This is a genomic window from Gemmobacter denitrificans (assembly GCF_036964905.1).
Lineage (GTDB): Bacteria > Pseudomonadota > Alphaproteobacteria > Rhodobacterales > Rhodobacteraceae > Gemmobacter > Gemmobacter denitrificans.
This window is the reverse complement of the sequence record NZ_JBALHR010000005.1, coordinates 164,791-184,031: the sequence shown is the minus strand read 5'-3', so window position 1 is coordinate 184,031 and position 19,241 is coordinate 164,791. Positions and strand designations below refer to the sequence as shown.

The following is a 19,241-nucleotide window of genomic DNA, read 5'->3' as shown; positions in this document are numbered from 1 at the left end:
CGCCGTGCAATATCTGGAGGTTAACATGAAGAAACTCGCTCTCGCCGCCGTTCTGTCGGTTGCTGCTACCACTGCTTTCGCCGGCGGCGTCGCCGAGCCGGTCATGGAGCCGGAAGTTGTTGAAGCCGCGACCTCGTCGTCGGCTGGCGGCATCGTTGTTCCGCTGCTGCTCCTGCTGGTCGTGGCTGCTGCTGCTGCCAACTGATCGACACTGGCTGTCAAGGAAAGGGCGTCAGGGCAACCTGGCGCCTTTTTCTTTTAGGCTGGTGTTGTTGTCGCGATCCAGTGCCGGGGGCGCATATGCCCCCTGCCTGAACAATCAGACCCAACCGGCGAGGTTCTCGCGGATCACCGCGGTAAGCGCGGCAATATGGGCGGGTTCGGCATTCAGGCAGGGGATATAGGTAAAGACCTCGCCCCCGGCATGTTCAAAACTCTCGCGAATCTCGCCGTTGATTTCTTCCAGCGTTTCGATGCAATCGGCGCTGAAGGCGGGCGCGATGACGGCGATGCGCTTCTTGCCCTGTTTGGCCAGTTCGGCCACATGCTCCACCGTATAGGGGCGCAGCCATTCCTCGCGGCCAAAGACCGACTGGAAGGTGGTGATGATCTCGCCCTTTTCCCAACCCAGCCGTTCGCGCAGCAGGCGTGAGGTCTTCTGGCATTGGCAGTGGTAGGGGTCGCCTTCCATCAGATAGCGTTTCGGCATGCCGTGGTAGCTGGCCACCAGCACATCGGGCCGGTGATCCAGCGCGGCATAGGCCCGTTCCACCGATTGCGCCAAGGCCTCGATATAGGCGGGATGATCGAAATATTCCGGCAGGGTGCGGCTGGCGGGCTGGCGGCCCTGTTTCATCATGGCGCGGAAAAACTGGTCATTCGCCGTTGCGGTGGTGGCCCCTGCATATTGCGGATACAGCGGGCAGAACAGGATCTTCTCGCAGCCTGCCTCTACCATGGCCTGCACCTTGGACAGCGTGGAGGGATTGCCATAGCGCATGCAGAAATCGACCATGACCCGGTCGCCGTATTCAGCCGTCAACTCTGCCGCCACCGCCTGTGTCTGGTCGCGCGTGATGGTCATCAGCGGGCTTTCGTTCCGCTCCTTGTCCCAGATCAGCTTGTAATTGGCACCGCTGGTGAAGGGGCGTTTGGTCAGGATGATCAACTGCAACAGCGGCTGCCATTTCCAGGCCGGATAGTCGATCACCCGGCGATCTGACAGGAATTCATTCAGATAGCGCCGCATGGACCAGTAATCGGTCGCATCCGGTGTGCCCAGATTGGCCAGAAGGATGCCGATTCTGGCGGCCTTTACCGGCGGATGATCGGCGGGGGCATGGGCCAGCCTGCCGGTTCCGGGGCCGATCAGGCCGGTCACCGCATCGCGCAGCGCATCGAGCATGGGTCTCTCCTTTTGTCTTGCCGCCCAGATAGACCGGGAATGGGCAGGGTCAACTGCCGTGTTTCGTCGCAGCCTTCAGGGCATCTTCCAGCCGGGCCACGGCCGATCCGGGGCGCAAGGGCTTCTGCTGGCTGTCATGCGGGGCCCAGCCGGTCAGGCAGATCATTTCGAACGTGGCGGGGATGCGGCCATCGGGCAAACCGAAATGGGTGCCATATTCCATGGCTGCCATGGCGAACAGGGCCTTGGGGGCAAAGCGGCGTGGCCGGTCGTTCAGGGCACTGACTTCGCCCATCCCGCGCAGATCGGACACGAGATGGGGCAGATCGCGATAGCTGGCCTGCCGGGTAAAGGCATCGGCCACCGGCAGGTTCAGACCGGCGCGTTGCAACAGGCCACCCAGATCGCGGATTTCGGCCATCGGCAGGACCCGGGGTGACAGGCCGCCTGTCACCAGTGCCTCGGCCTGCGCGAGTGCGGAGCGCAATTCGTGCAGGGTCTGGCCGCCCAGCGCGAAGGCCAGCAACAGCCCGTCAGGGCGCAGAGCGCGGCGGCACTGCACCAATTGGCCAACCGGATCATTGGCCCAATGCAACGCCATGGCGTGAATCACCAGATCATGCGCTTCGGGGGCCAGATCCAGCACATCATCATCGGGCAGAAGCCGTGCCCCCGGCAGCACATCTGCCCAGATTTCCGGGAAAGGCGTGATGATCGCCGGGTTTGTAAACCGCCTGTTAACTGCGCTCAGTCTCTCCTGCACTTCGAAGACGCATTCGTCATGAAGAAACAGCGCGTCGCGGCGGGCGCGGCGGCGGTTGCGGATCAGGGCGGTGCGATCTGTCAGCGGCGGGGGGCTCATGCCGGTCTCCTTTGTGCCGAGACCATAGGAGGGTCGGATGAGAATGCAAGCCGCGCTGCAATTGGTTTATCCGCCGCAATGCCTGTCTTGCGATGCCTTCGTGACCACCGATTTCGGTCTCTGTTCCCGTTGCTGGCGTGAGACCCCGTTCATCACCGGTCTTGTCTGCGATTGCTGTGGCACCCCGCTGCCGGGCGATGAAGCCGCAGGGCCTGTGCAATGTGATGACTGTCTGACCATTGCCCGACCCTGGAGCCGGGGGCGGGCGGCAATGCTGTACAAGGATAATGCCCGCCGCATGGTAATGGCGCTGAAACATGGGGATCGGCTGGATCTGGCCAAACCGGCCGCAGGCTGGTTGAAGCGGGCCGCCGATCCCTTGCTGGCACCCGATACGCTGGTGGCACCGGTGCCCTTGCACTGGATGCGGCTGCTGAAACGCCGATACAATCAATCGGCGCTCCTGGCAGGGGCTTTGGCGCGGCTGGCTGGCCTGCCGCATTGCCCCGATCTTCTGATCCGCCGCCGCAATACCCGCAGTCAGGAAGGCCGCGACCGCGAGGGCCGTTTTGCCAATATCGACGGGGCGATCCGCATGAATGATCGGCGGCTGTGGCAGATCGAGGGGCGACCCGTGCTTCTGGTGGATGATGTCATGACTTCGGGGGCCACGTTGGCCGCCTGTGCCGAGGCCTGTCTGGCCGCAGGCGCGGCGCGGGTTGACGTGGTGGTCATGTGCCGCGTTGCGAAGGACAGCTAAATCCCTATAGTGCGCTGCAAAAGCAAAGGGGATGCCATGACCACCGTCGAAATCTACACCACGCCGACCTGCCCCTATTGTCTGGCCGCCAAGCGACTGCTGACCCGCAAGGGCGCGGCATTCACCGAAATCGACGTCAGCCGTGATCCGGCGCTGCGCGAGGCGATGACCCGCCGCGCCAATGGCCGCCGTACCGTGCCGCAGATTTTCATTGGCGGGCAGCATGTGGGCGGCAGTGACGATATTCACGCGCTGGACGAAGAGGGTCGGCTGGACCGCCTTCTGGCGGGCTGATCCATGTCCGGCACCTTGCGCTGCGCTCTTGTTCAATTGACCGTCGGCGATGATCCGGTCGCCAATCTGGCGGAAACGCAGGCCCATATCCGCGCTGCCGTGGCGGGTGGGGCGCAGTTTGTGTTGACACCCGAATGCACGAACGTGCTGACCTCCAGCCGTGAACATTTGCGCCAGACCCTGAGGTCTGAGGACGATGATCCCACGTTGGCTGCCTTGAAGGCCGAAGCGGCGGCGCAGGGCATCTGGCTGTTGATCGGATCGCTGGGGCTGCTGACGCAGGACGCGGACGGGCGCTTTGCCAACCGGTCCTTCCTGATCGGTCCGGATGGCGGCATTGCCGCGCGCTATGACAAGATTCACATGTTCGACGTGAATGTGTCGGAAACCGAAATCTACCGCGAAAGCGCGGCCTATCGCCCGGGCGCGCGTGCTGTGCTGGCGGATGCTCCCTTTGGCAAGATCGGCATGGCTGTCTGCTATGATCTGCGCTTTCCCCATCTGTTTCGTCGGCTGGCACAGGCGGGGGCGGATATCCTGACTGTGCCCGCCGCCTTCAACCACCTGACGGGACAAGCGCATTGGGAAACCCTGTTGCGGGCGCGGGCGATTGAAACCGGTTGCTTCGTGCTGGCCCCGGCACAGACCGGGTTTCACCCGGAACGGCAGGGCAAAGGCCGCCGCACCCACGGGCACAGCATTGCCGTTGCGCCCTGGGGCGAGGTGCTGGCCGATGCAGGGACCGAACCGGGTGTGACCTTGGTCGATCTGGATCTGGCCGAGGTGGCGCAGGCACGGGCGCGGGTGCCGTCGCTGTCACATGACCGCGCGTTTGAAGGCCCATGATGGCCGAAAAGACCGATGATCTGGCGATTGCCCTGTTTGGCGAGCTGTTCATGGCGGATCAGCTGGCCCGCAATCGCATCAGCAAGGTGCTGCCCAAGGGCATGGAAATTTCGCATTTCGGGGTCTTGAACCATCTGGCCCGACTGAACGAGGAACGCACTCCGGCGCAACTGGCGCGCAGCTTCCATGTGACGCGCGGGGCCATGACCAATACATTGACCAAGCTGGAATGGGCCGGGCATGTGCATATCCGCCCCGATTGGGATGATGCGCGGCGCAAGTTCGTGGCGATCAGCCCGGCTGGCCGATCAGCCCGCGATGCGGCCGTGCAGGCCATCGCGCCCCTGATTGGCGAGGTCGTGCAATCGCTGGGCGCGGATCGGGTGCGCGCGGTGTTGCCCGTGCTGCGCGAGATGCGCACCAAGCTGGAAGGCGAGGACTGACGCCCCCGCCTACAGCGGTGTTATTCAACGATCTGTGTCGTGCGCCGTGCCAGACCCAGCGACTGGCCAATGATCCCCAGAACCGTATCGGTCTTGTTGATCGAGCTTTCGGTCACCAGGACCAGATCGCGGTCTTCGATGCGGAATTCCCCCGCACTGAACAGGCCGTCGGCAGTTGTCAGATCGATGGCAAAGATGGTGCGTTCCTTGGTCGGCCCGGTGCCGTCGGCGCGCAGATGGCGGCTGTCGTAATCGCGCAAGACCAGCACGCCCTTGGGGTTGGCCCGGGCATCATTCAGCCCGCCTGCCAGAGAGGCCGCATCCAGTGCATTCAGGTTGTCTTGGGGAAAGCGGATCTGCGCTTCGGTCTTGGCAGCACCAAGGGCAAGGAAATAGCGATCATCTTCAGCCACGAACACCTTGTCGCCGCCGCGCAGGGTTGTGTCGAATTGTGGCGACGCCAGCAGCTTTTCTGCCGAAATCCCGTAGAGCTTGCCGCCCCGCATCAGCCGGACCTGCGGGTTCTTCAGCCCATCAGAGATGCCGCCCCCCAAAGCCAGCAATGCCAGCACCGTCATATCGCGGTCGGGCATCGGATAGTTGCCCGGCTTGGCCACACCGCTGACCAGATCGACCGAGCTTTGCCGCCCCGGCGTATGGCTCAGCTGGACCTGCGCAGTCGGGATGATGTCTGCAAATTCCTGCTGAATCGCATCTCGTGCGGCATCCGGCGTCATCTTGGCGATATGGACGCGGTCCACATAGGGCAGGAAGACCTCACCCGCAGAATTGACCCGGATCGCCTTGAGATCGACAACCTTCTGCCCGGACTGGGTGAGCAGCGAGCTTTCGCCATTGTCCCAGATGGCCAGATCCAGCGTATCGCCCGGCTCGACCAATTGTGAGGCGGGCCCACGTTCACGCGAAATCCAGCCCGCCACCGCCGGGCCGCCTTTGCGCGGCCATTGCTTCAGCCGTTGCAAGCTGTCGCGGGTGACAAATTCCACCGCGAAGCTGGCATTCTCTTCGTCGGCCCCTTTCAGAACCTGCGCTGCACTGGGCCCGCCGCCGGGAAGATCGCCGCAGGCGGACAACAGGGACAGGCCAGCTGTCAGCAGCAACAGCTTTCCGGTATTGAAAGGCATGAAATTACTCCGAAGGCGCACCACCTGGCAGGGTGGACGAAAGCAGTCGGGTCACGATACTTGGGGCGGAGTGCAGGTTCAACTGCCGAGTTGGGAATGAATGGGGCGCAAACCATGATCGGCGATCACTTGCCCGCCTGCGGGATCCTGGTCATGGGGGCCACCGGTCGGCTGGGGCGTCTGTTGCAGGCCGAGTGGGCAGGCATGGACGGGCGGGTTATCTGGCAGGGGCGGGCGGGTGCCCTGAGGGACGGCTGGATCAACTGGGCTCCGCTGGAAGGCCCGCTGTCCGCTGATCTGCCCGAACTGGTGGGTGGCACGGTGCTGTGCCTGTCTGGCGTGATCGCGGGGGATAGCACGGCACTGGCCGCCAATACGGCTTTGGCAGAGGCTGCCTGCGAAACCGCCGAACGTCTTGGCGCGCGGCGTGTGCTGCTGGCATCATCGGCGGCGGTTTACGGGCGTGGCCATGCTGACGGCAGCCCGCTGGACGAAGCGGCACCGCCGACCCCGGTATCGCCCTATGGCGAGGCCAAGGCGGACATGGAGCGCGCGCTTCTGGGTCGCCAAGGGGTAACGTCGCTGCGTATCGGCAATATTCTGGGGGCGGATGCGCTGGTCGGGGCGGCATTGCAGCGGGGGGGCACGGTGACGCTGGACCCTGTGGCGGGCCAGACCGGTGGGCCGGAGCGGTCTTACATCGGGCCGGGCGCGCTGGCGCGGGTTCTGGCTGCGCTTTGCACCTATCAGGGGAATTTGCCGCAGGTGCTGAACATTGCAGCCCCCGGAGCGGTGTCGATGGCAGAACTGCTGGATGCCGTGGGCCTGCCGTGGCGGTTCGGCGCTGCAAATCCCGCCGCTCTGCCCAGGGTGGAGCTTGCGACTGCCCGGCTTGAGGCCCTATTCCCCCGGCTTGCAGGCAGTGGCGATGTGGCTGAGATGGTCGCGGATTGGCGCTGTGCCGGAAAGGTTTGGCGATGACGCCGCAGAAACGTCTGTTCGATATTGCGCTGGCACTGCTGCTGATGGCCGTGCTGGCGCTGCCCTTTGCGCTGTTGCTTCTGGTTCTGCTGGTGAAGGACGGCAGGCCGCTGTTCTATGTGTCGGAACGGATGCGGGCGCCGGGTCGGCCCTTTGCGCTGTGGAAATTGCGCACGATGACGGTGGTTGTCTCTGACAGTGGTGTTTCGGGGGGGGACAAGGCAAGCCGGGTGACCCCGACAGGGCGGATGTTGCGTCGCGCAAGGCTGGACGAAATTCCGCAATTGTGGAACGTGCTGCGCGGCGACATGAGCTTTGTCGGTCCACGCCCTCCGCTGAGGATTTATGTCGAACGCTTTCCCGACCTTTATGCCCGCGTGCTGCAAAGCCGTCCCGGGATTACCGGACTGGCCTCGCTTCACTATCACCGGCACGAGGCGTGGATATTAGCGCAATGCCGGACAGCCGCAGAAACTGACGCTGCCTATAGTCGCCGCTGTGTGCCGGCCAAGGCCAAGCTGGACCTGATCTATCAGCAGAACCAGAGCCTGTGTCTGGACCTGAAGCTGATCGCCCAGACAGGTTTCGGTGTCTTGCTGCGCCCGTTTTTCAGAAAACGGGCGGAATGACGCCCTTCCCTGGGCGACTCAATTGCCGGGCCTTGTTGCACATGCGGGGATCGGATAGGTTTCGTGCTGTAGGATAGTTGGCTACAGCATGATTGCGTAAATTTGGCACAAACAAGGACGATTTTCCGATGAAAGCGGTTCGGCAAAGGTTGCATCGCGTTTTGTCTCGCTTGTCCCGTCGCGACAAGCAATTTGTCCTCCTCGGTATCGACGCGATACTGCCCCCCTTCGTGCTAAGCCTTGCGATTGCCGTAACGCATGGCAGTTTTGCCGTGTTCTTGCGCCAGCCCGAGGTGTTTTATGTGCTGGCGGTTGTGTCGGTATTGGGCGCATCGGTTTCGGCCTGGCTGGGCCTGCCGCGTATCCAGCTGAAATCCTATGATACTTCGGCCATTCTGCGCACCGCCAACTATGCCTCGATCGTGACATTGATCGCGGCATTGCTGATCCATTTCGTATTGCCGCGTTTTGGTGTCGCCGGGGTGCTGATCTATGGTCTGCTGCTGTTCTTCACGGCGGCAGGTCTGCGCATCGCCATGTTCCATGCCCTGCTTTGGGTGCTGCGTCAGGGGGCGCCGAAACACCGCGTGTTGATCTATGGCGCTGGTACGACCGGGGTGCAGTTGGCTGCGGCGCTGCGATCGCATGAGCGAATCACTCCGGTTGCCTTCATCGATGACAATGCTGCGCTGCAATCCACCATGGTGTCGGGGCTGCATGTTCTGCCGCCTTCCGACCTGCAGCATCTGGTGGCACAGCGCGATATCGACCGAATCATTCTGGCGATGCCCTCGGTTTCGGCCCCCAAGCTGGCCCAGCTGTCGCGCAAACTGACGGCCCTTGGTCTGAAGGTGCAGACCCTGCCCAGTTTTTCGCAATTGGTGGGGGAAGAGGAGCTGATTGACACCCTGACCCAGGTGCCAGCGGGGCAATTCCTTCAGCGCGATCATCTGCGTGATGCCCTGTCGCATGGGGAAGATGCCTATCGCGGCAAGACAGTGCTGGTTTCCGGTGCGGGGGGCTCTGTCGGTTCGGAATTGTGCCGTCAGCTGCTGGAAAGTGCCCCCGCCAAACTGGTGTTGTACGAGGTCAGCGAAGTTGCGCTTTACAATATCGAGCGGGAATTGCGTGACCTGAAGGCGGCGCAATGTGTCACCATCGTTCCGGTTCTGGGGTCGGTCACCGACTCGCGGCTGACCCGCAGCGTGATTGCCGATCACGGGGTCGAGGTGATCTTCCACGCCGCCGCCTACAAACATGTGCCGCTGGTCGAGATGAACCCGATTGCCGGGCTTGCCAACAATGTTCTGGGCACGCGCACGCTGGCCGATGCGGCCAATGATCTGGGTGTGCAGCGCTTTATCCTGATTTCAACCGACAAGGCCGTGCGTCCCACCAACGTGATGGGGGCATCGAAGCGGCTGGCTGAACTGGTTGTGCAGGACATGGCCAAGCGGTCGCGCGGCACGGTGTTCTCGATGGTGCGATTTGGCAATGTGCTGGGGTCATCGGGGTCGGTCATCCCGCTGTTCAAGGAACAGATAGCCCGGGGTGGGCCGGTGACGCTGACGCATGAAGATGTTACCCGCTATTTCATGACGATCTCTGAGGCCGCTAGTCTGGTCTTGCTGACCGGGTCTTTCCTTGATGCCGATCATGGGCAAGGTGGCGATGTTTTCGTGCTGGATATGGGCAAGCCGGTCCGTATCCGCGATGTCGCAGTGAAGATGATTCAGGCCGCCGGTTATTCTGTCTGTGACGAGACGAACCCCGATGGCGACATTGAAATCGTCGTCACGGGCCTGCGTCCGGGCGAAAAGCTGCATGAGGAATTGCTGATCGGCGCGGGTCTGCTGACCACGCCGCATCCGAAAATCCTGCGCGCGCGCGAAGAGGGCCTGACCGAACTGGAGATGGCCTCTGCCCTGCGTGCCCTGCGTTCGGCCGTTGCCGTGGGCGATCAGGATGCCGCACGCGCCGTGATCTCGACATGGGTGCATGGCTATCAACCGCCCCAACACGCGTTGCCGCCCTCGCGTCGCAACCCGAAGGCGACCGCCTGATTCACAGCGTGGACTGTTCAACGTGATTGTTGTGCGGGGCGCTTTCGCCTAGACTTGTGCCCGAAGAATAAATCGGATTGACCATGGCATGCCTTCCTGCGCCTCGAAGCGCCCTCTTGCTGACCACCACGGCGCTTGCGATGCTGTTGCCAGCTTCTGCGCATTCTGAAGATCGGGTCCCATCCCTTAACTTTTATGGCGCTCCCGGTCTGCTTGATATGCCTTCGGGCGAGGCCATGCCGGATGGCTATCTCAGCACATCCTCAGCGCATTTCGGACCGATCAGCCGCACAACACTCAGTTTTCAGATCACGCCACGCCTGTCTGGCAGTTTCCGGTTCTTGGGGATCCGCGATTGGAATGCGCAAAGCGCCTGTCAGCCTGATTGTGGCAATGGTACAGGGGTCAATCAATTTCCGACCTACTATGACAGGTCTTTCGATCTGCGCTACAAGCTTTTGGACGAAGGCCGCTATGTGCCTGATGTGACAGTGGGCTTTCAAGATTTTGTCGGTACAGGCATCCTGTCGGCAGAATATATAGCCGCGACCAAACACCTGACGCCTGATGTCAAGGTGACACTGGGCCTCGGCTGGGGGCGCCTTGGTTCCTATGGTAGCATCGGCTCGCCGCTTGGTGAGCGGGACCCGGTCGACGTCGGTGAGGGGGGTAAGTTCAACTTTGGTCAATGGTTCCGCGGTCCGATGGCCCCGTTTGGCGGCATTGAATGGCAGGTGAACGACAAGCTCAGCTTCAAGGCGGAGTATTCATCAGATGCCTATGATATCGAAGCCGCCGAGCGCGGTACATTTGACCGGCGAAGCCCTGTCAGCTTTGGGGTCGAATATCGGCCGAATGATTGGATGCGTGTTGGCGGATACTATGCCTATGGCAGCGAGGTGGGCTTTGCCGCGCATTTCCTGCTTGACCCTGACAAACGGCCGATTGGGTCCATTCAGGACAGCGCACCGCGCACAATCCAGGCCCGCCCGTCGCGCAGCTCCGGACCTGAGGCATGGTCTGGTGAGTGGGCCGGGGCAGAGAATGTGAATACCACTCTCATCGGCAACCTGAACCGGGTGTTGAAAGATGACGGCATCACGGTTGAAGCCCTTGGTCACACTGCAGGCACAGTTCAGGTGAGGATCAACAACCGCCGGAACGATGCTGAAGCGCAGGCCATTGGTCGGGTTGCTCGGGCTTTGGCCAATGCGTTGCCTGCTTCGGTGGAACGATTTGAAATCGTGCCGTTAGTGAATGGCAGTCCGGCTTCGAAAGTCACTATGCTTCGGACGGACTTGGAGCGATTGGAGCATAGCCCGGATGCGGCTCGTGCCATGCAAGCCGCGACGACGATCACACAGCCCGGCCCGGCCATGCCAGGGCTCAGCTATGAGCCCGAGCTGTACCCGAGTTTTTCCTGGGCCGTGACCCCCTATCAGCGTTTGCGCCTGTTCGATCAGCGCGAACCGCTCAAAGGCGATCTGGGGCTCAGGGTTTCGTTGCGCTATGATATTGCGCCGGGCTGGGTTTTGGCCGGTTCGGCGACCAAGAAGATTGTTGGCAATCTGGATGACCCACCGCCTGATGTTGCCACCGGGTTGCAGCCAGTGCGGTCGGATATCGACCTTTATGATGCCAATGGGGATCCGGCGCTCGAATCGCTCTATCTGGCCAAATACGCCTATCTCGGCGGAGACTTCCATGGTCGCGCCACGCTTGGTTATCTGGAGCGTATGTATGCCGGTGTTTCGACTGAAGTACTGTACCTGCCACAGGGCCGGAACTGGGCCATCGGCGCCGAACTGAACTACGTTGCGCAGCGCGACACTGATGGAAAGTTCGGATTTAGCGAATATGATTATCGTGTGCTGACGGGCCACGTCTCGGGATACTATAAGTTTGCGGACAAGTATCACGCCCAGATTGATGTCGGCCGGTATCTTGCCGGGGATATTGGCGCCACAATTTCACTGGATCGTGAATTTGCAAATGGATGGCGGGTCGGGGCATTCGCGACCAAGACAAATGTGTCTGAAGAAGATTTCGGATCAGGGTCGTTTGACAAGGGTATCCGTCTGGAAATCCCCTTCGCCTGGGGGCTTGGGCGGCCGACTCGAAAATCGGCCGAAGCTGTAATTCGCCCCTTTGGACGTGATGGTGGTCAGCGAATCGAAGTCGAGGGTCGGCTTTACGAAACGCTGCGCGACTATCGCGACAGCGGCATCAACGAACAATGGGGTAGGTTCTGGAAATGAAACCGGTTCTTTTGACCCTGGCCTGCGCCGCTGGGCTTGTGCTGTCTGCCTGTGGCAATGATCCGGAGGCTTTGGGCGGGTTGCGCTCGGCCCAAGCCTTTGGAAAGGCGCTTTGGCCAGGCAAAGCGGCGGGCGTCGCGCCTGCGCCCAGCCGGGCCGATCTGGAAGCGTTCAAGGCGCCGATTATCTTGGTTGAACAGGCTGGCACGGACGCGCGGCTTTACCTTGTTCCTGTGTCGAACGCCGGCGGGGTTGAGGTCTGGTCAACGTCGGACCAGCGCACCATGACCTTCCGCAATGGGGTTCTGGCTGAAACGCGCGGGATGGGGGCAGATCTGATGCAGTCCGCCACGCCCAACCTTGCGCAGCTGCGTGCCGGTGCCGGAAATCACGTCAGGACTTATGATATTCTGGACGGTGGCGATCAGATGGTTCGCAGCCGGTATGACTGCGCGCTGACGGTCGCTGGCGTCGAAACGATCACTGTGGTTGGACGGCAACATGCGACCCGTCATGTGATCGAGACATGCAGGGCAGAAAGCCATGAATTCACCAACGAATACTGGTTCGAAAGCTCAGGAAAACTCAGAAAATCCAAAGAGTTGGCAGGGCCGAGGGTCGGAGCGGTAACAGTTTCGCGCGTGATTGACAACTGAGGAAGATTAGGCGTTACTTTCCCGCAGTTGTATGCTATCCCGCATTCAATCAAGTTCCAAAGCCATGGAGATCATTATGAAAAAGTTCGCCGTTATCGCCGCTTTCGCCGCGATGTCGACCGCTGCCTTCGCTGGTGGCCCGACTGTCGTTGACACCACCGAGCCGACCACCCCGGTCGTTCTGGCCCCGGCTTCGTCGGGTTCGCTGGGCGGTGCTGGCGCTGTTGTTGCTGGTGTTGCTGCTGTTGCAGTTGTCGCTGCTGTTGCTGGCTCGTCGTCGGGCAGCCACTGATTTCAATCCGCTGCCCAAGGCAGCGGTTGAATGATAGAAGGGGTCTGCGTTGCAGGCCCCTTTTCTATTGGACTGTTTGCCATGTTTTCTTTGGTAGTGATACGCATGCGCCGCATACTGGCCCGGGCGTCGCGTGCCAATATCGGCATGATCGCGGCGGGCGTTGCGTTCTTCGGCTTTCTGTCGATCTTTCCCGCCCTTGGTTTTGTCATTTCGGTCTGGGGGTTCATGGCGGATCCGGGAATCATCCGGCAGGAAATGGCGCTACTGGCCGACTTTCTGCCGCGTGATGCATTTTCGATCCTGAACGGGCAGGTCGAATCTCTGCTGCAATCCGGAAAACGCGATCTGGGCTGGACGGCGCTGATCCCGCTGGCCTTTGCTTTCTGGTCGGCGCGGGCCGGGGTGGCGGGCATGATCTCGGGCCTTAACGCGATTCATCACCAACCCGAACACGGCGGGCTGCAGGGCGTGTTGCTGTCGCTGGTGCTGACCTTCCTGATGGTGGTGATCGCGCTGGCAGCCCTGCTGGCGGCTGTCGTGGTGCCTGTGCTGCTTGCGCTTTTGCCTTTGGGCGGGTTGACCGCATTGACGCTGGAACTGGCCAATACGTTGCTGTCGGTTGCGCTACTGGTGTTAGGGCTGGCGCTGACTTATCGTTTCGGGCCCAATCGTCCCGATCACCATCGCCCTGCACTGTTCACCCTCGGGCTTGTCGTGGCCCTCGTCCTGTGGTTTGCGGCCTCGCGCGGCTTTGTGATTTATCTGGCGAATTTCAACAACTACAATCAGGTTTACGGATCCTTGGGCGCCGTGGTGATCCTGCTGATGTGGCTGTACCTGTCGGCCTATGCCGTGCTTCTGGGCGCGGCAGTGGATGCAGAGCGGGCGGCTATCCCCGAAGAAGGACTGCCGCCCGAGCCGCCTAGTAATCCTTCTCTTTGAAGATGCCGATGCTGGTGCCACCATCATCTCCGACCGCGCCGCGCAAGGTCACGTCGTCGGTCACGTCCAGGTTCAGGCTGATCTTGGCCTTGCCGTTCTGATCCACCTCGACCTCGGTGTAAGTATTGGCCGAGATGTATTTGCCCGCTTTCAGCGATGCTTCGCCGTCTTCGTTGGTCGAGATGTCCAGATCGTCAAGGCCAAACCCCTTGCGCAGCTTGCTCATCACCCCTTCGCCGCCCTTGCCGGCCAGTGTGGCGACCGCGCCCGCCAGTTGGGCTGCCTGAAAGGCGGAAAGCGAGGTCAGGTCACGCCCGAACAGCAAGCGGGCCAGAACCTCTTCCTCGGGCAGTTCTGGTTGTGACACAAAGCTGACTTTTGGTTCGCTGACATTGCCTTCAATCAGCACCGAACTGGTGATGCCATCACTTTCATTCGAGGCGAGAACGCGCAGGAAGGGATCGAAATCTCCTTCCAGCTGCAACCGCGCATCGCTGATGACCAGCCGTTTTCCCAGAATGTCCAGCCGGCCACGCACCAGTTGGAACGCGCCCGAAGGAATGACATTGGCCGTGGTGCCCTGCACACGCAGATCACCGCCCAGTTCCATATCCAGCCCGCGCCCACGCACAAAGATGCGTTGCGGGGCGCTGATGGTCAGGTCAAGTGCGAAGGGGCGGGTGGATGTGCTGCCACCCTCACCCGTCGCGGTATCGATCAGCCCGGCCCGCAGTCGTGTGGCGCGAACATCGGCGGGTTCGGCACGATGGCGCAAATCATCAAGCCCCGACGCAGCCCCGAAGCTGGTGGAGGGCACCTGCAGTTCGGTCTCGTTCAACAGGATACTGCCGCTGATCCTGGCCCCTCCGGTCAACGGCCCGGCGATGCGAAGATCACCGTTCAGGCGCGTTTGATACAGGTCTGGATCGCGCAGCACGATCTGGCTCAGGCGGGCAAGAATATCGCCGGTGAAGGGCGGGGCCAGACCAAGCCCGCCGGTCACCGCCAAGGTGCCACCCGTTGAGATATTGCCAGTCAAATCCAGATTGGCCCGGCCTTTGGCCAGCGCGATTCCGCCCGCCAGGTTCTGCAGCACATAGGGCAGATCAGGGTCGCTGATGCGCAGCCCGTCCAGCGTGACCCGTCCGCCCAGCGAAGCCGGTGCCAGGGGGCCCCGCAAGGCCAGATCGAAGCGCAGCCCGCCGGTCACGGCGCGCGGGCTGATGAAGGCATTGGCCAGCGCGGCCTGCGCCCCGCCCTTGATTGCCAGATCGGCGCTGCCAAAGTTGGTCGCCAGCCGCCCTGCCACAGTGGCGGAGATGCCACCCGGACCATTGCCCGACAGGTTCAGCGCATAGCCGCGCCCGTCGTCCACCGCTGTGCCCTTGATGCTGAGCCTGCCCGGAAATTCGGGGATCAGCAGTGCAAGATTGGCCAGATCGGCGGTCAAATCCACCTTGCGATTGCTGCCCTCGATACTGCCCGAGGCCTTGGCCGAAAGCTGCGGATTGGCCAGCGTGGCACGGTTGATCCGGATCAGGCCACCCTTCAGCGCCAGATCGGCCTCCAGTTTCGTTGACCCCGCCAGAAGGCGGTCTGCCTCGGCACTTCCGATGGCAAGGCCGGTGCCAGTCGCCGTTGCTGTCAGACTGCCATTTTCCGGCGTGCCCCTGAACGCGGCCTGTGCCTGCAAGGCCCCGCGATAGCCGCCCCCAAGGGCGCGCAGATCGCGGAAAGCCAGATCGGCGGTCAGGTCATGGCCCTTGGGGTCGATCTTGCCGCGTGCTGTGACATCGAGGCTGGCGGCATTCACGATCAACTGGCGCAGATCGACCACGTCGCCGGCGATCCCCGCTTCGGCCTTGATGGCAGAGGCGCCCTTCAGCAACTGGTCGAGTTCTGCCACACCCATGGCAAGGCTGTTGCCCTGCATGTCCAGTGTCACCTGTCCGGCTGCAGGTGTGCCTGTCAGGTGCAGCGCCCCGTTCAATGCGCCCCGATACTGCGGGCCAAGCACCGACAGATCGGCAAAATCCACATTGGCGCGCAGATCGCTGCCGGTGCTGGCCAAAGTGCCCTTGGCCTGCGCCGCCAGACTTGCGGCCTGCAGGTCCAGCCGACGCAAGGTGGTGCCGGTCTCATCGCGCCGCAATCCGATATCTATGGTGGAGGCCCCCGCCAGCAGGTTGTCCAATTCCGGAATGCCGATCCGCAGGCCAGTGCCTGCAACCTGTCCTGCCAGATCGAATGATCCGGCCAGCAACGCCGCATCGCCTGCCAGATCGGCGGTCAGCCGACCGGCCAGAGGTTGGCCCGCGAGTTCGGCAAAGCGCGAAAGATCATCGGCCCGCGCACGGCCCTTGCCTGCCACGGTAATGGCTTTTTCAAGGCCCGAGATGGTCACGCCGCCGTCAAACCCGTAATCCGCGCCAGACAGGGTAAGGCGCGGCAGCGACAGAGCATCCGCCCCTTCCTGCCAGAAAAACTCCAGACTGCCGGACAGGGCATCGCCCAAGGCACGGGCCAGTGCCGCATCGCTGGGGGCTAGGGATTCGGTGATGAAATCCAGCTTGCCCTGCGCCTGAGGTTTTCCGCCGTTGCGGTGGATGGTGCCCCCACCTGTCAGCCGTGCGCTGCGCAGTGTCAGATCGGCACGCTCCAGCCCCGTGAGGGACACATCGGCCGTCCAGACTTCGCCTTGCGTGGCATCGAAGGCCAGGGCCAGATCGGCATGGCCAACAAGGGTGCGCTGGTCAGTGGTCAGTGGCAGCAGTACGGGTTTGCCATCCAGCCCAAGCTGGCCTTTCAGATCAAACCGTTCGGGCAGGCCATCGGGCGCCAATGCCAAAGACCCGGCAAGGGTAAGCGCGCGGGTGGACAGATCAAACCGGTCCAGCATCAGGCGGCCATCGGGGGCACTGCGCCCATCGGCCAGCAGTTTCACGGCGGGGCCGAAGAATTCGGCGTAATCGGGCAGGAACAAGGGGGCCAGATCGCCGCCCAGATCGGCGGCAAAACGGGTGCCCTGATTGTCTTCGCCCAGCGTCACCTGACCGGCCAGCCGTTCGCTGCCATCAGAGGCAAGCCGCAGGTCGGCAGTGTAATCCGAAAGCGGGCCTGCGCCCTTGACCGTCAGATCAACCGCAGGTGCCCCGGGCAGACCCATCAACGTGGCGGCGATGCCTTGCGCAGCTTCGCGCGCAGAAAGATCCAGTTCCAGAACGCGCGTGCTGTTGGAATATACGGCAGTCAGGGAAACCCGCCCGTCGGGGCCGCTATCTGTACGCTCCAGCTGCAGATCGGCCTTGCCTTCACCGCCCTCCAGCGCAACCGCGGCCTGCAGCCTTGCCTCGACCTGCTGGCCCAGGACGGTTTCGCCCAGCACGATCCGTTCCGCAGCGACCTGACCGATATTCACCGATACCGGCAATTCCGGCAGGGCAAAGCCCGAGGCCTCGGGCGCGGGCAGGCTGGTATCTTCGGGCGTGACCGGCAGGCGATCCAGCACGATTTCCGATGCCGACAGCGTATTCACCGAAACCCGACCAGCCAGAAGCGCACTGCGGTTCCAGTCCAGCACCACTTCGCGAAGGGTCAGCCAGATACCGGTATCGTCGGCGATGGTCAGTTCGGCAATGCGGGCCTGGGACGACAGAGCACCTTCAAAGCCCGTGATAGTGATCTTGCGCCCGGCACCTGACAGGTTGTCTTCCAGCAGGGCTGTCAGATACCCCCGATCATCCGCCTGCGCGGAAGGAGGCAATACAGTCAGGGGCAGGGCGCAAAGTGTGACGGCAAGAAAGCGGTTCATCATCAGAAAGCCTGTCCGATCCCGACATAAATCTGTACTCCGTCACCGGTGTCGACGCTGCCCTCGATCGGGGTCGCCACGTCAAGCCGGATGGGGCCAAAGCCTGTGTCATATCGCAGGCCCAGCCCGGCCCCGGCATGCCAGTCGCCGGTCCCGAAATCGGTAACGCCGACAAAGCCCGCATCGGCAAAGCCTACAACCCCGATCTTGGGGGTGATCCGGGCGCGCAATTCGGCAGAAAGCGCAGCAAAGGTCATGCCGCCAATTTCTTCGCTATAGACCGCACGGGTCAGCGGCACGCCAAGTGCCTGATAGGGTTGACCCCGGACTGTGCCGCCACCACCGGAATAGAACAGATAATCGCGCGGCGTGCCCAGAACCGACCCGCCCATGATCGCACCCAGTTGCGCGCGCCCGGCCAGCGTGACGGGGCGGGCCTCACCGAAGGTCTTGTAGATCCGGCCATCGGCCTTGATCCGCAGGCCGCTGTCTGTGGTCCCGAACCCCAGATAGGGCCGCGCTTCAGCATCGATGTAGAACCCTTTGCGCGCATCAAGCGCGGTGTCGCGCTTGTCCCATGTCACGCCCAACGGCAGGGCCAGATGCTTGTAGGTATAGGTGTCAAAGGCATCCTCGACCTCGGCATGGTTGTATTCCAGACCGGCCCGCGCTGTCAGTTCGTCCGAGATATACTGGCTGAATCCGATGCCGAACGAGTACAGGTCGGCGGTGAAATCCTCTTCATCCAGATGGGCAAAGCCGGTTTTCAGCGTCATGGTCGTGTCGGCGGTCAGGGTTGCGGGGCGCTCGACGCTGACACCCAGCATGTAATCCATGCCGCTGTTCTGCGCTCCGATATTGGCTACTTCGCCTTCGACCTTCAGCCGTTCACCGCCCCCCAGAAGGTTGCGGTGCAGCCAATAACCGGTCAGGTCCAGCCCTTCGAAACTGGCGACCTCGGCACCGATCGAATAGCGGCGGGTCTTTTCCTCGACCACGGTCGCGGTGATCCCCAGCAGATCGGGACGGGTGACAGTCTCATCTTCGACCATCGACACAGAGCGGAATACCCCGCTGCGCCGCAGACGCTCGGCGCTGCGTTTCAGTTCTTCGGGCGAATAAACCTCACCTTCCGGCAGGCCCGCGATCTTCAGGATGCGGCGTTCCTGCATGCGCTGATGGCCTTCGACCCGCAGCTTGCCAAAGCGCAGCTTCGGGCCCGGGTTCAGCGTCACATCGGCCGAAAGGGTGTGTGTCACGTGATCGGCAACCACGTCCTGGCCTGAAACGGCGGCCTTGGCGTGGCCCGCATCGCGCCAACCCGTCACGCCAGCCTGGACCGCCGCCCGCACCAGGCCGCTTTCTGCGGGTTCGCCGGGGGCAAAACCTTCGGGCAGTTTGGTGCCCGGTGCGACGGGGCGCAGGCGGGTTTGCGAAAAGGCAAAGACCGGCCCGGGATCGACATTGACCACAATGCGCCCGATCTGCGCGGGCGCGTCAAGGGGGGCGATGGAGGCAGCTTCGCGTCCGTCCACGCTGATGCGGATCACCGGCGCGTAATGCCCCTTGGCATAGAGCGTATTGACCAAGCGGCCATATTCGGCGCGGGCGGCGGCAAACACCTCCTCGGGTTCGGACTTGCCTTCGCTTTCGCCCGCCAGAAGCACGGAAGCGCCGCGCAGGTCTTTGGCTAGCGCAGCATTGTCGCCCGCCACGATGAATTCTACCGGCTCCAGCGCACCTGCAGGTTGCGCGATAAAGGTCGTTCCACAGAAAATGAGTGCGAGCCCAAGGCCCGCCGGTTGCCGAATGACTGACACGCAATTTCCCCCGAAGCAGCGTGACCGGAGT

General features: G+C 62.3%; 17 protein-coding genes. 12 read left to right on the top strand and 5 right to left on the bottom strand.

Annotation, left to right across the window (positions count from 1 at the left end; genetic code table 11):
- Positions 1 to 25 precede the first annotated feature (25 nt).
- Positions 26 to 205, top strand: a complete 180-nt coding sequence (locus V6590_RS11050; RefSeq protein ID WP_335422865.1) for a hypothetical protein — start codon at positions 26 to 28, stop codon at positions 203 to 205.
- A gap of 114 nt (positions 206 to 319) precedes the next feature.
- Here the strand turns inward: V6590_RS11050 and hemH are convergent, their stop codons facing one another.
- Complete coding sequence (hemH, locus tag V6590_RS11045; protein ID WP_335422863.1) at positions 320 to 1,405, bottom strand: ferrochelatase; 1,086 nt, start codon at positions 1,403 to 1,405, stop codon at positions 320 to 322.
- A gap of 49 nt (positions 1,406 to 1,454) precedes the next feature.
- Positions 1,455 to 2,267 carry a methyltransferase domain-containing protein gene (locus V6590_RS11040; RefSeq protein WP_335422859.1) on the bottom strand — a complete coding sequence of 271 codons (813 nt, stop codon included), beginning with the start codon at positions 2,265 to 2,267 and terminating at the stop codon, positions 1,455 to 1,457.
- Between the two features lie 37 nt (positions 2,268 to 2,304).
- On the opposite strand from V6590_RS11040, the gene V6590_RS11035 reads away from it, so the two are divergent.
- From V6590_RS11035 to V6590_RS11020, 4 genes are read left to right on the top strand one after another with little or no spacing between them, the layout of a single operon-like run.
- On the top strand, positions 2,305 to 3,027 hold the full coding sequence (locus tag V6590_RS11035; RefSeq protein WP_335422857.1) for a double zinc ribbon domain-containing protein: 723 nt from the start codon (positions 2,305 to 2,307) through the stop codon (positions 3,025 to 3,027).
- A 36-nt stretch (positions 3,028 to 3,063) separates the two neighbouring features.
- On the top strand, positions 3,064 to 3,321 hold the full coding sequence (gene grxC, locus V6590_RS11030) for a glutaredoxin 3 (protein ID WP_335422855.1): 258 nt from the start codon (positions 3,064 to 3,066) through the stop codon (positions 3,319 to 3,321).
- Between the two features lie 15 nt (positions 3,322 to 3,336).
- On the top strand, positions 3,337 to 4,167 hold the full coding sequence (locus V6590_RS11025; protein WP_335422963.1) for a carbon-nitrogen hydrolase family protein: 831 nt from the start codon (positions 3,337 to 3,339) through the stop codon (positions 4,165 to 4,167).
- Entirely contained in the window at positions 4,167 to 4,610 is a 444-nt protein-coding gene (locus V6590_RS11020) for a MarR family winged helix-turn-helix transcriptional regulator (RefSeq protein WP_335422853.1), read from the top strand. The genes V6590_RS11025 and V6590_RS11020 overlap by 1 nt, the downstream gene beginning before the upstream one ends.
- 20 nt (positions 4,611 to 4,630) lie before the next feature.
- Here V6590_RS11020 and V6590_RS11015 read toward each other — a convergent pair whose 3' ends face one another.
- Positions 4,631 to 5,755 carry a polysaccharide biosynthesis/export family protein gene (locus V6590_RS11015; RefSeq protein ID WP_335422851.1) on the bottom strand — a complete coding sequence of 375 codons (1,125 nt, stop codon included), beginning with the start codon at positions 5,753 to 5,755 and terminating at the stop codon, positions 4,631 to 4,633.
- Positions 5,756 to 5,869: 114 nt separating this feature from the next.
- On the opposite strand from V6590_RS11015, the gene V6590_RS11010 reads away from it, so the two are divergent.
- The 7 genes from V6590_RS11010 to V6590_RS10980 all read left to right on the top strand — a co-directional run bounded on the left by V6590_RS11010 (position 5,870) and on the right by V6590_RS10980 (position 13,579).
- Complete coding sequence (locus V6590_RS11010) at positions 5,870 to 6,736, top strand: NAD-dependent epimerase/dehydratase family protein (protein ID WP_335422849.1); 867 nt, start codon at positions 5,870 to 5,872, stop codon at positions 6,734 to 6,736.
- On the top strand, positions 6,733 to 7,365 hold the full coding sequence (locus V6590_RS11005) for a sugar transferase (protein ID WP_335422846.1): 633 nt from the start codon (positions 6,733 to 6,735) through the stop codon (positions 7,363 to 7,365). Before V6590_RS11010 ends, V6590_RS11005 begins: the two co-directional genes overlap by 4 nt.
- A gap of 128 nt (positions 7,366 to 7,493) precedes the next feature.
- Positions 7,494 to 9,428 (top strand): polysaccharide biosynthesis protein, encoded by a 1,935-nt coding sequence (locus V6590_RS11000; RefSeq protein ID WP_335422844.1) that lies wholly within the window; start codon positions 7,494 to 7,496, stop codon positions 9,426 to 9,428.
- Positions 9,429 to 9,544: 116 nt separating this feature from the next.
- On the top strand, positions 9,545 to 11,686 hold the full coding sequence (locus V6590_RS10995) for a YjbH domain-containing protein (RefSeq protein ID WP_335422842.1): 2,142 nt from the start codon (positions 9,545 to 9,547) through the stop codon (positions 11,684 to 11,686).
- 71 nt (positions 11,687 to 11,757) lie between these two features.
- Positions 11,758 to 12,342: a YjbF family lipoprotein gene (locus V6590_RS10990; protein WP_335422840.1), complete on the top strand. Its 585-nt coding sequence runs from the start codon at positions 11,758 to 11,760 to the stop codon at positions 12,340 to 12,342.
- A 76-nt stretch (positions 12,343 to 12,418) separates the two neighbouring features.
- The gene (locus V6590_RS10985) at positions 12,419 to 12,634 is read left to right on the top strand and encodes a hypothetical protein (RefSeq protein ID WP_335422838.1); all 216 of its coding nucleotides are present in this window, start codon (positions 12,419 to 12,421) and stop codon (positions 12,632 to 12,634) included.
- 81 nt (positions 12,635 to 12,715) lie between these two features.
- On the top strand, positions 12,716 to 13,579 hold the full coding sequence (locus tag V6590_RS10980; protein WP_335422835.1) for a YihY/virulence factor BrkB family protein: 864 nt from the start codon (positions 12,716 to 12,718) through the stop codon (positions 13,577 to 13,579).
- Here V6590_RS10980 and V6590_RS10975 read toward each other — a convergent pair.
- Both V6590_RS10975 and V6590_RS10970 read right to left on the bottom strand, forming a co-directional pair.
- Positions 13,560 to 17,390, bottom strand: coding sequence for a translocation/assembly module TamB domain-containing protein (locus tag V6590_RS10975; RefSeq protein WP_335422833.1), 3,831 nt, complete (start codon positions 17,388 to 17,390; stop codon positions 13,560 to 13,562). The two genes, V6590_RS10980 and V6590_RS10975, sit on opposite strands and share 20 nt — an antisense overlap.
- Positions 17,391 to 17,392: 2 nt before the next feature.
- Positions 17,393 to 19,210, bottom strand: coding sequence for an autotransporter assembly complex protein TamA (locus V6590_RS10970; RefSeq protein ID WP_335422832.1), 1,818 nt, complete (start codon positions 19,208 to 19,210; stop codon positions 17,393 to 17,395).
- Positions 19,211 to 19,241: the final 31 nt, after the last annotated feature.

Bases quoted from the DNA above. Each gene is read 5' to 3' on its own strand.
- V6590_RS11050 (WP_335422865.1), top strand. From the start codon at position 26: ATGAAGAAACTCGCTCTCGCCGCCGTTCTGTCGGTTGCTGCTACCACT.
- hemH (WP_335422863.1), bottom strand. From the start codon at position 1,405: ATGCTCGATGCGCTGCGCGATGCGGTGACCGGCCTGATCGGCCCCGGA.
- V6590_RS11040 (WP_335422859.1), bottom strand. From the start codon at position 2,267: ATGAGCCCCCCGCCGCTGACAGATCGCACCGCCCTGATCCGCAACCGC.
- V6590_RS11035 (WP_335422857.1), top strand. From the start codon at position 2,305: ATGAGAATGCAAGCCGCGCTGCAATTGGTTTATCCGCCGCAATGCCTG.
- grxC (WP_335422855.1), top strand. From the start codon at position 3,064: ATGACCACCGTCGAAATCTACACCACGCCGACCTGCCCCTATTGTCTG.
- V6590_RS11020 (WP_335422853.1), top strand. From the start codon at position 4,167: ATGGCCGAAAAGACCGATGATCTGGCGATTGCCCTGTTTGGCGAGCTG.
- V6590_RS11015 (WP_335422851.1), bottom strand. From the start codon at position 5,755: ATGCCTTTCAATACCGGAAAGCTGTTGCTGCTGACAGCTGGCCTGTCC.
- V6590_RS11010 (WP_335422849.1), top strand. From the start codon at position 5,870: ATGATCGGCGATCACTTGCCCGCCTGCGGGATCCTGGTCATGGGGGCC.
- V6590_RS11005 (WP_335422846.1), top strand. From the start codon at position 6,733: ATGACGCCGCAGAAACGTCTGTTCGATATTGCGCTGGCACTGCTGCTG.
- V6590_RS11000 (WP_335422844.1), top strand. From the start codon at position 7,494: ATGAAAGCGGTTCGGCAAAGGTTGCATCGCGTTTTGTCTCGCTTGTCC.
- V6590_RS10985 (WP_335422838.1), top strand. From the start codon at position 12,419: ATGAAAAAGTTCGCCGTTATCGCCGCTTTCGCCGCGATGTCGACCGCT.
- V6590_RS10980 (WP_335422835.1), top strand. From the start codon at position 12,716: ATGTTTTCTTTGGTAGTGATACGCATGCGCCGCATACTGGCCCGGGCG.
- V6590_RS10975 (WP_335422833.1), bottom strand. From the start codon at position 17,390: ATGAACCGCTTTCTTGCCGTCACACTTTGCGCCCTGCCCCTGACTGTA.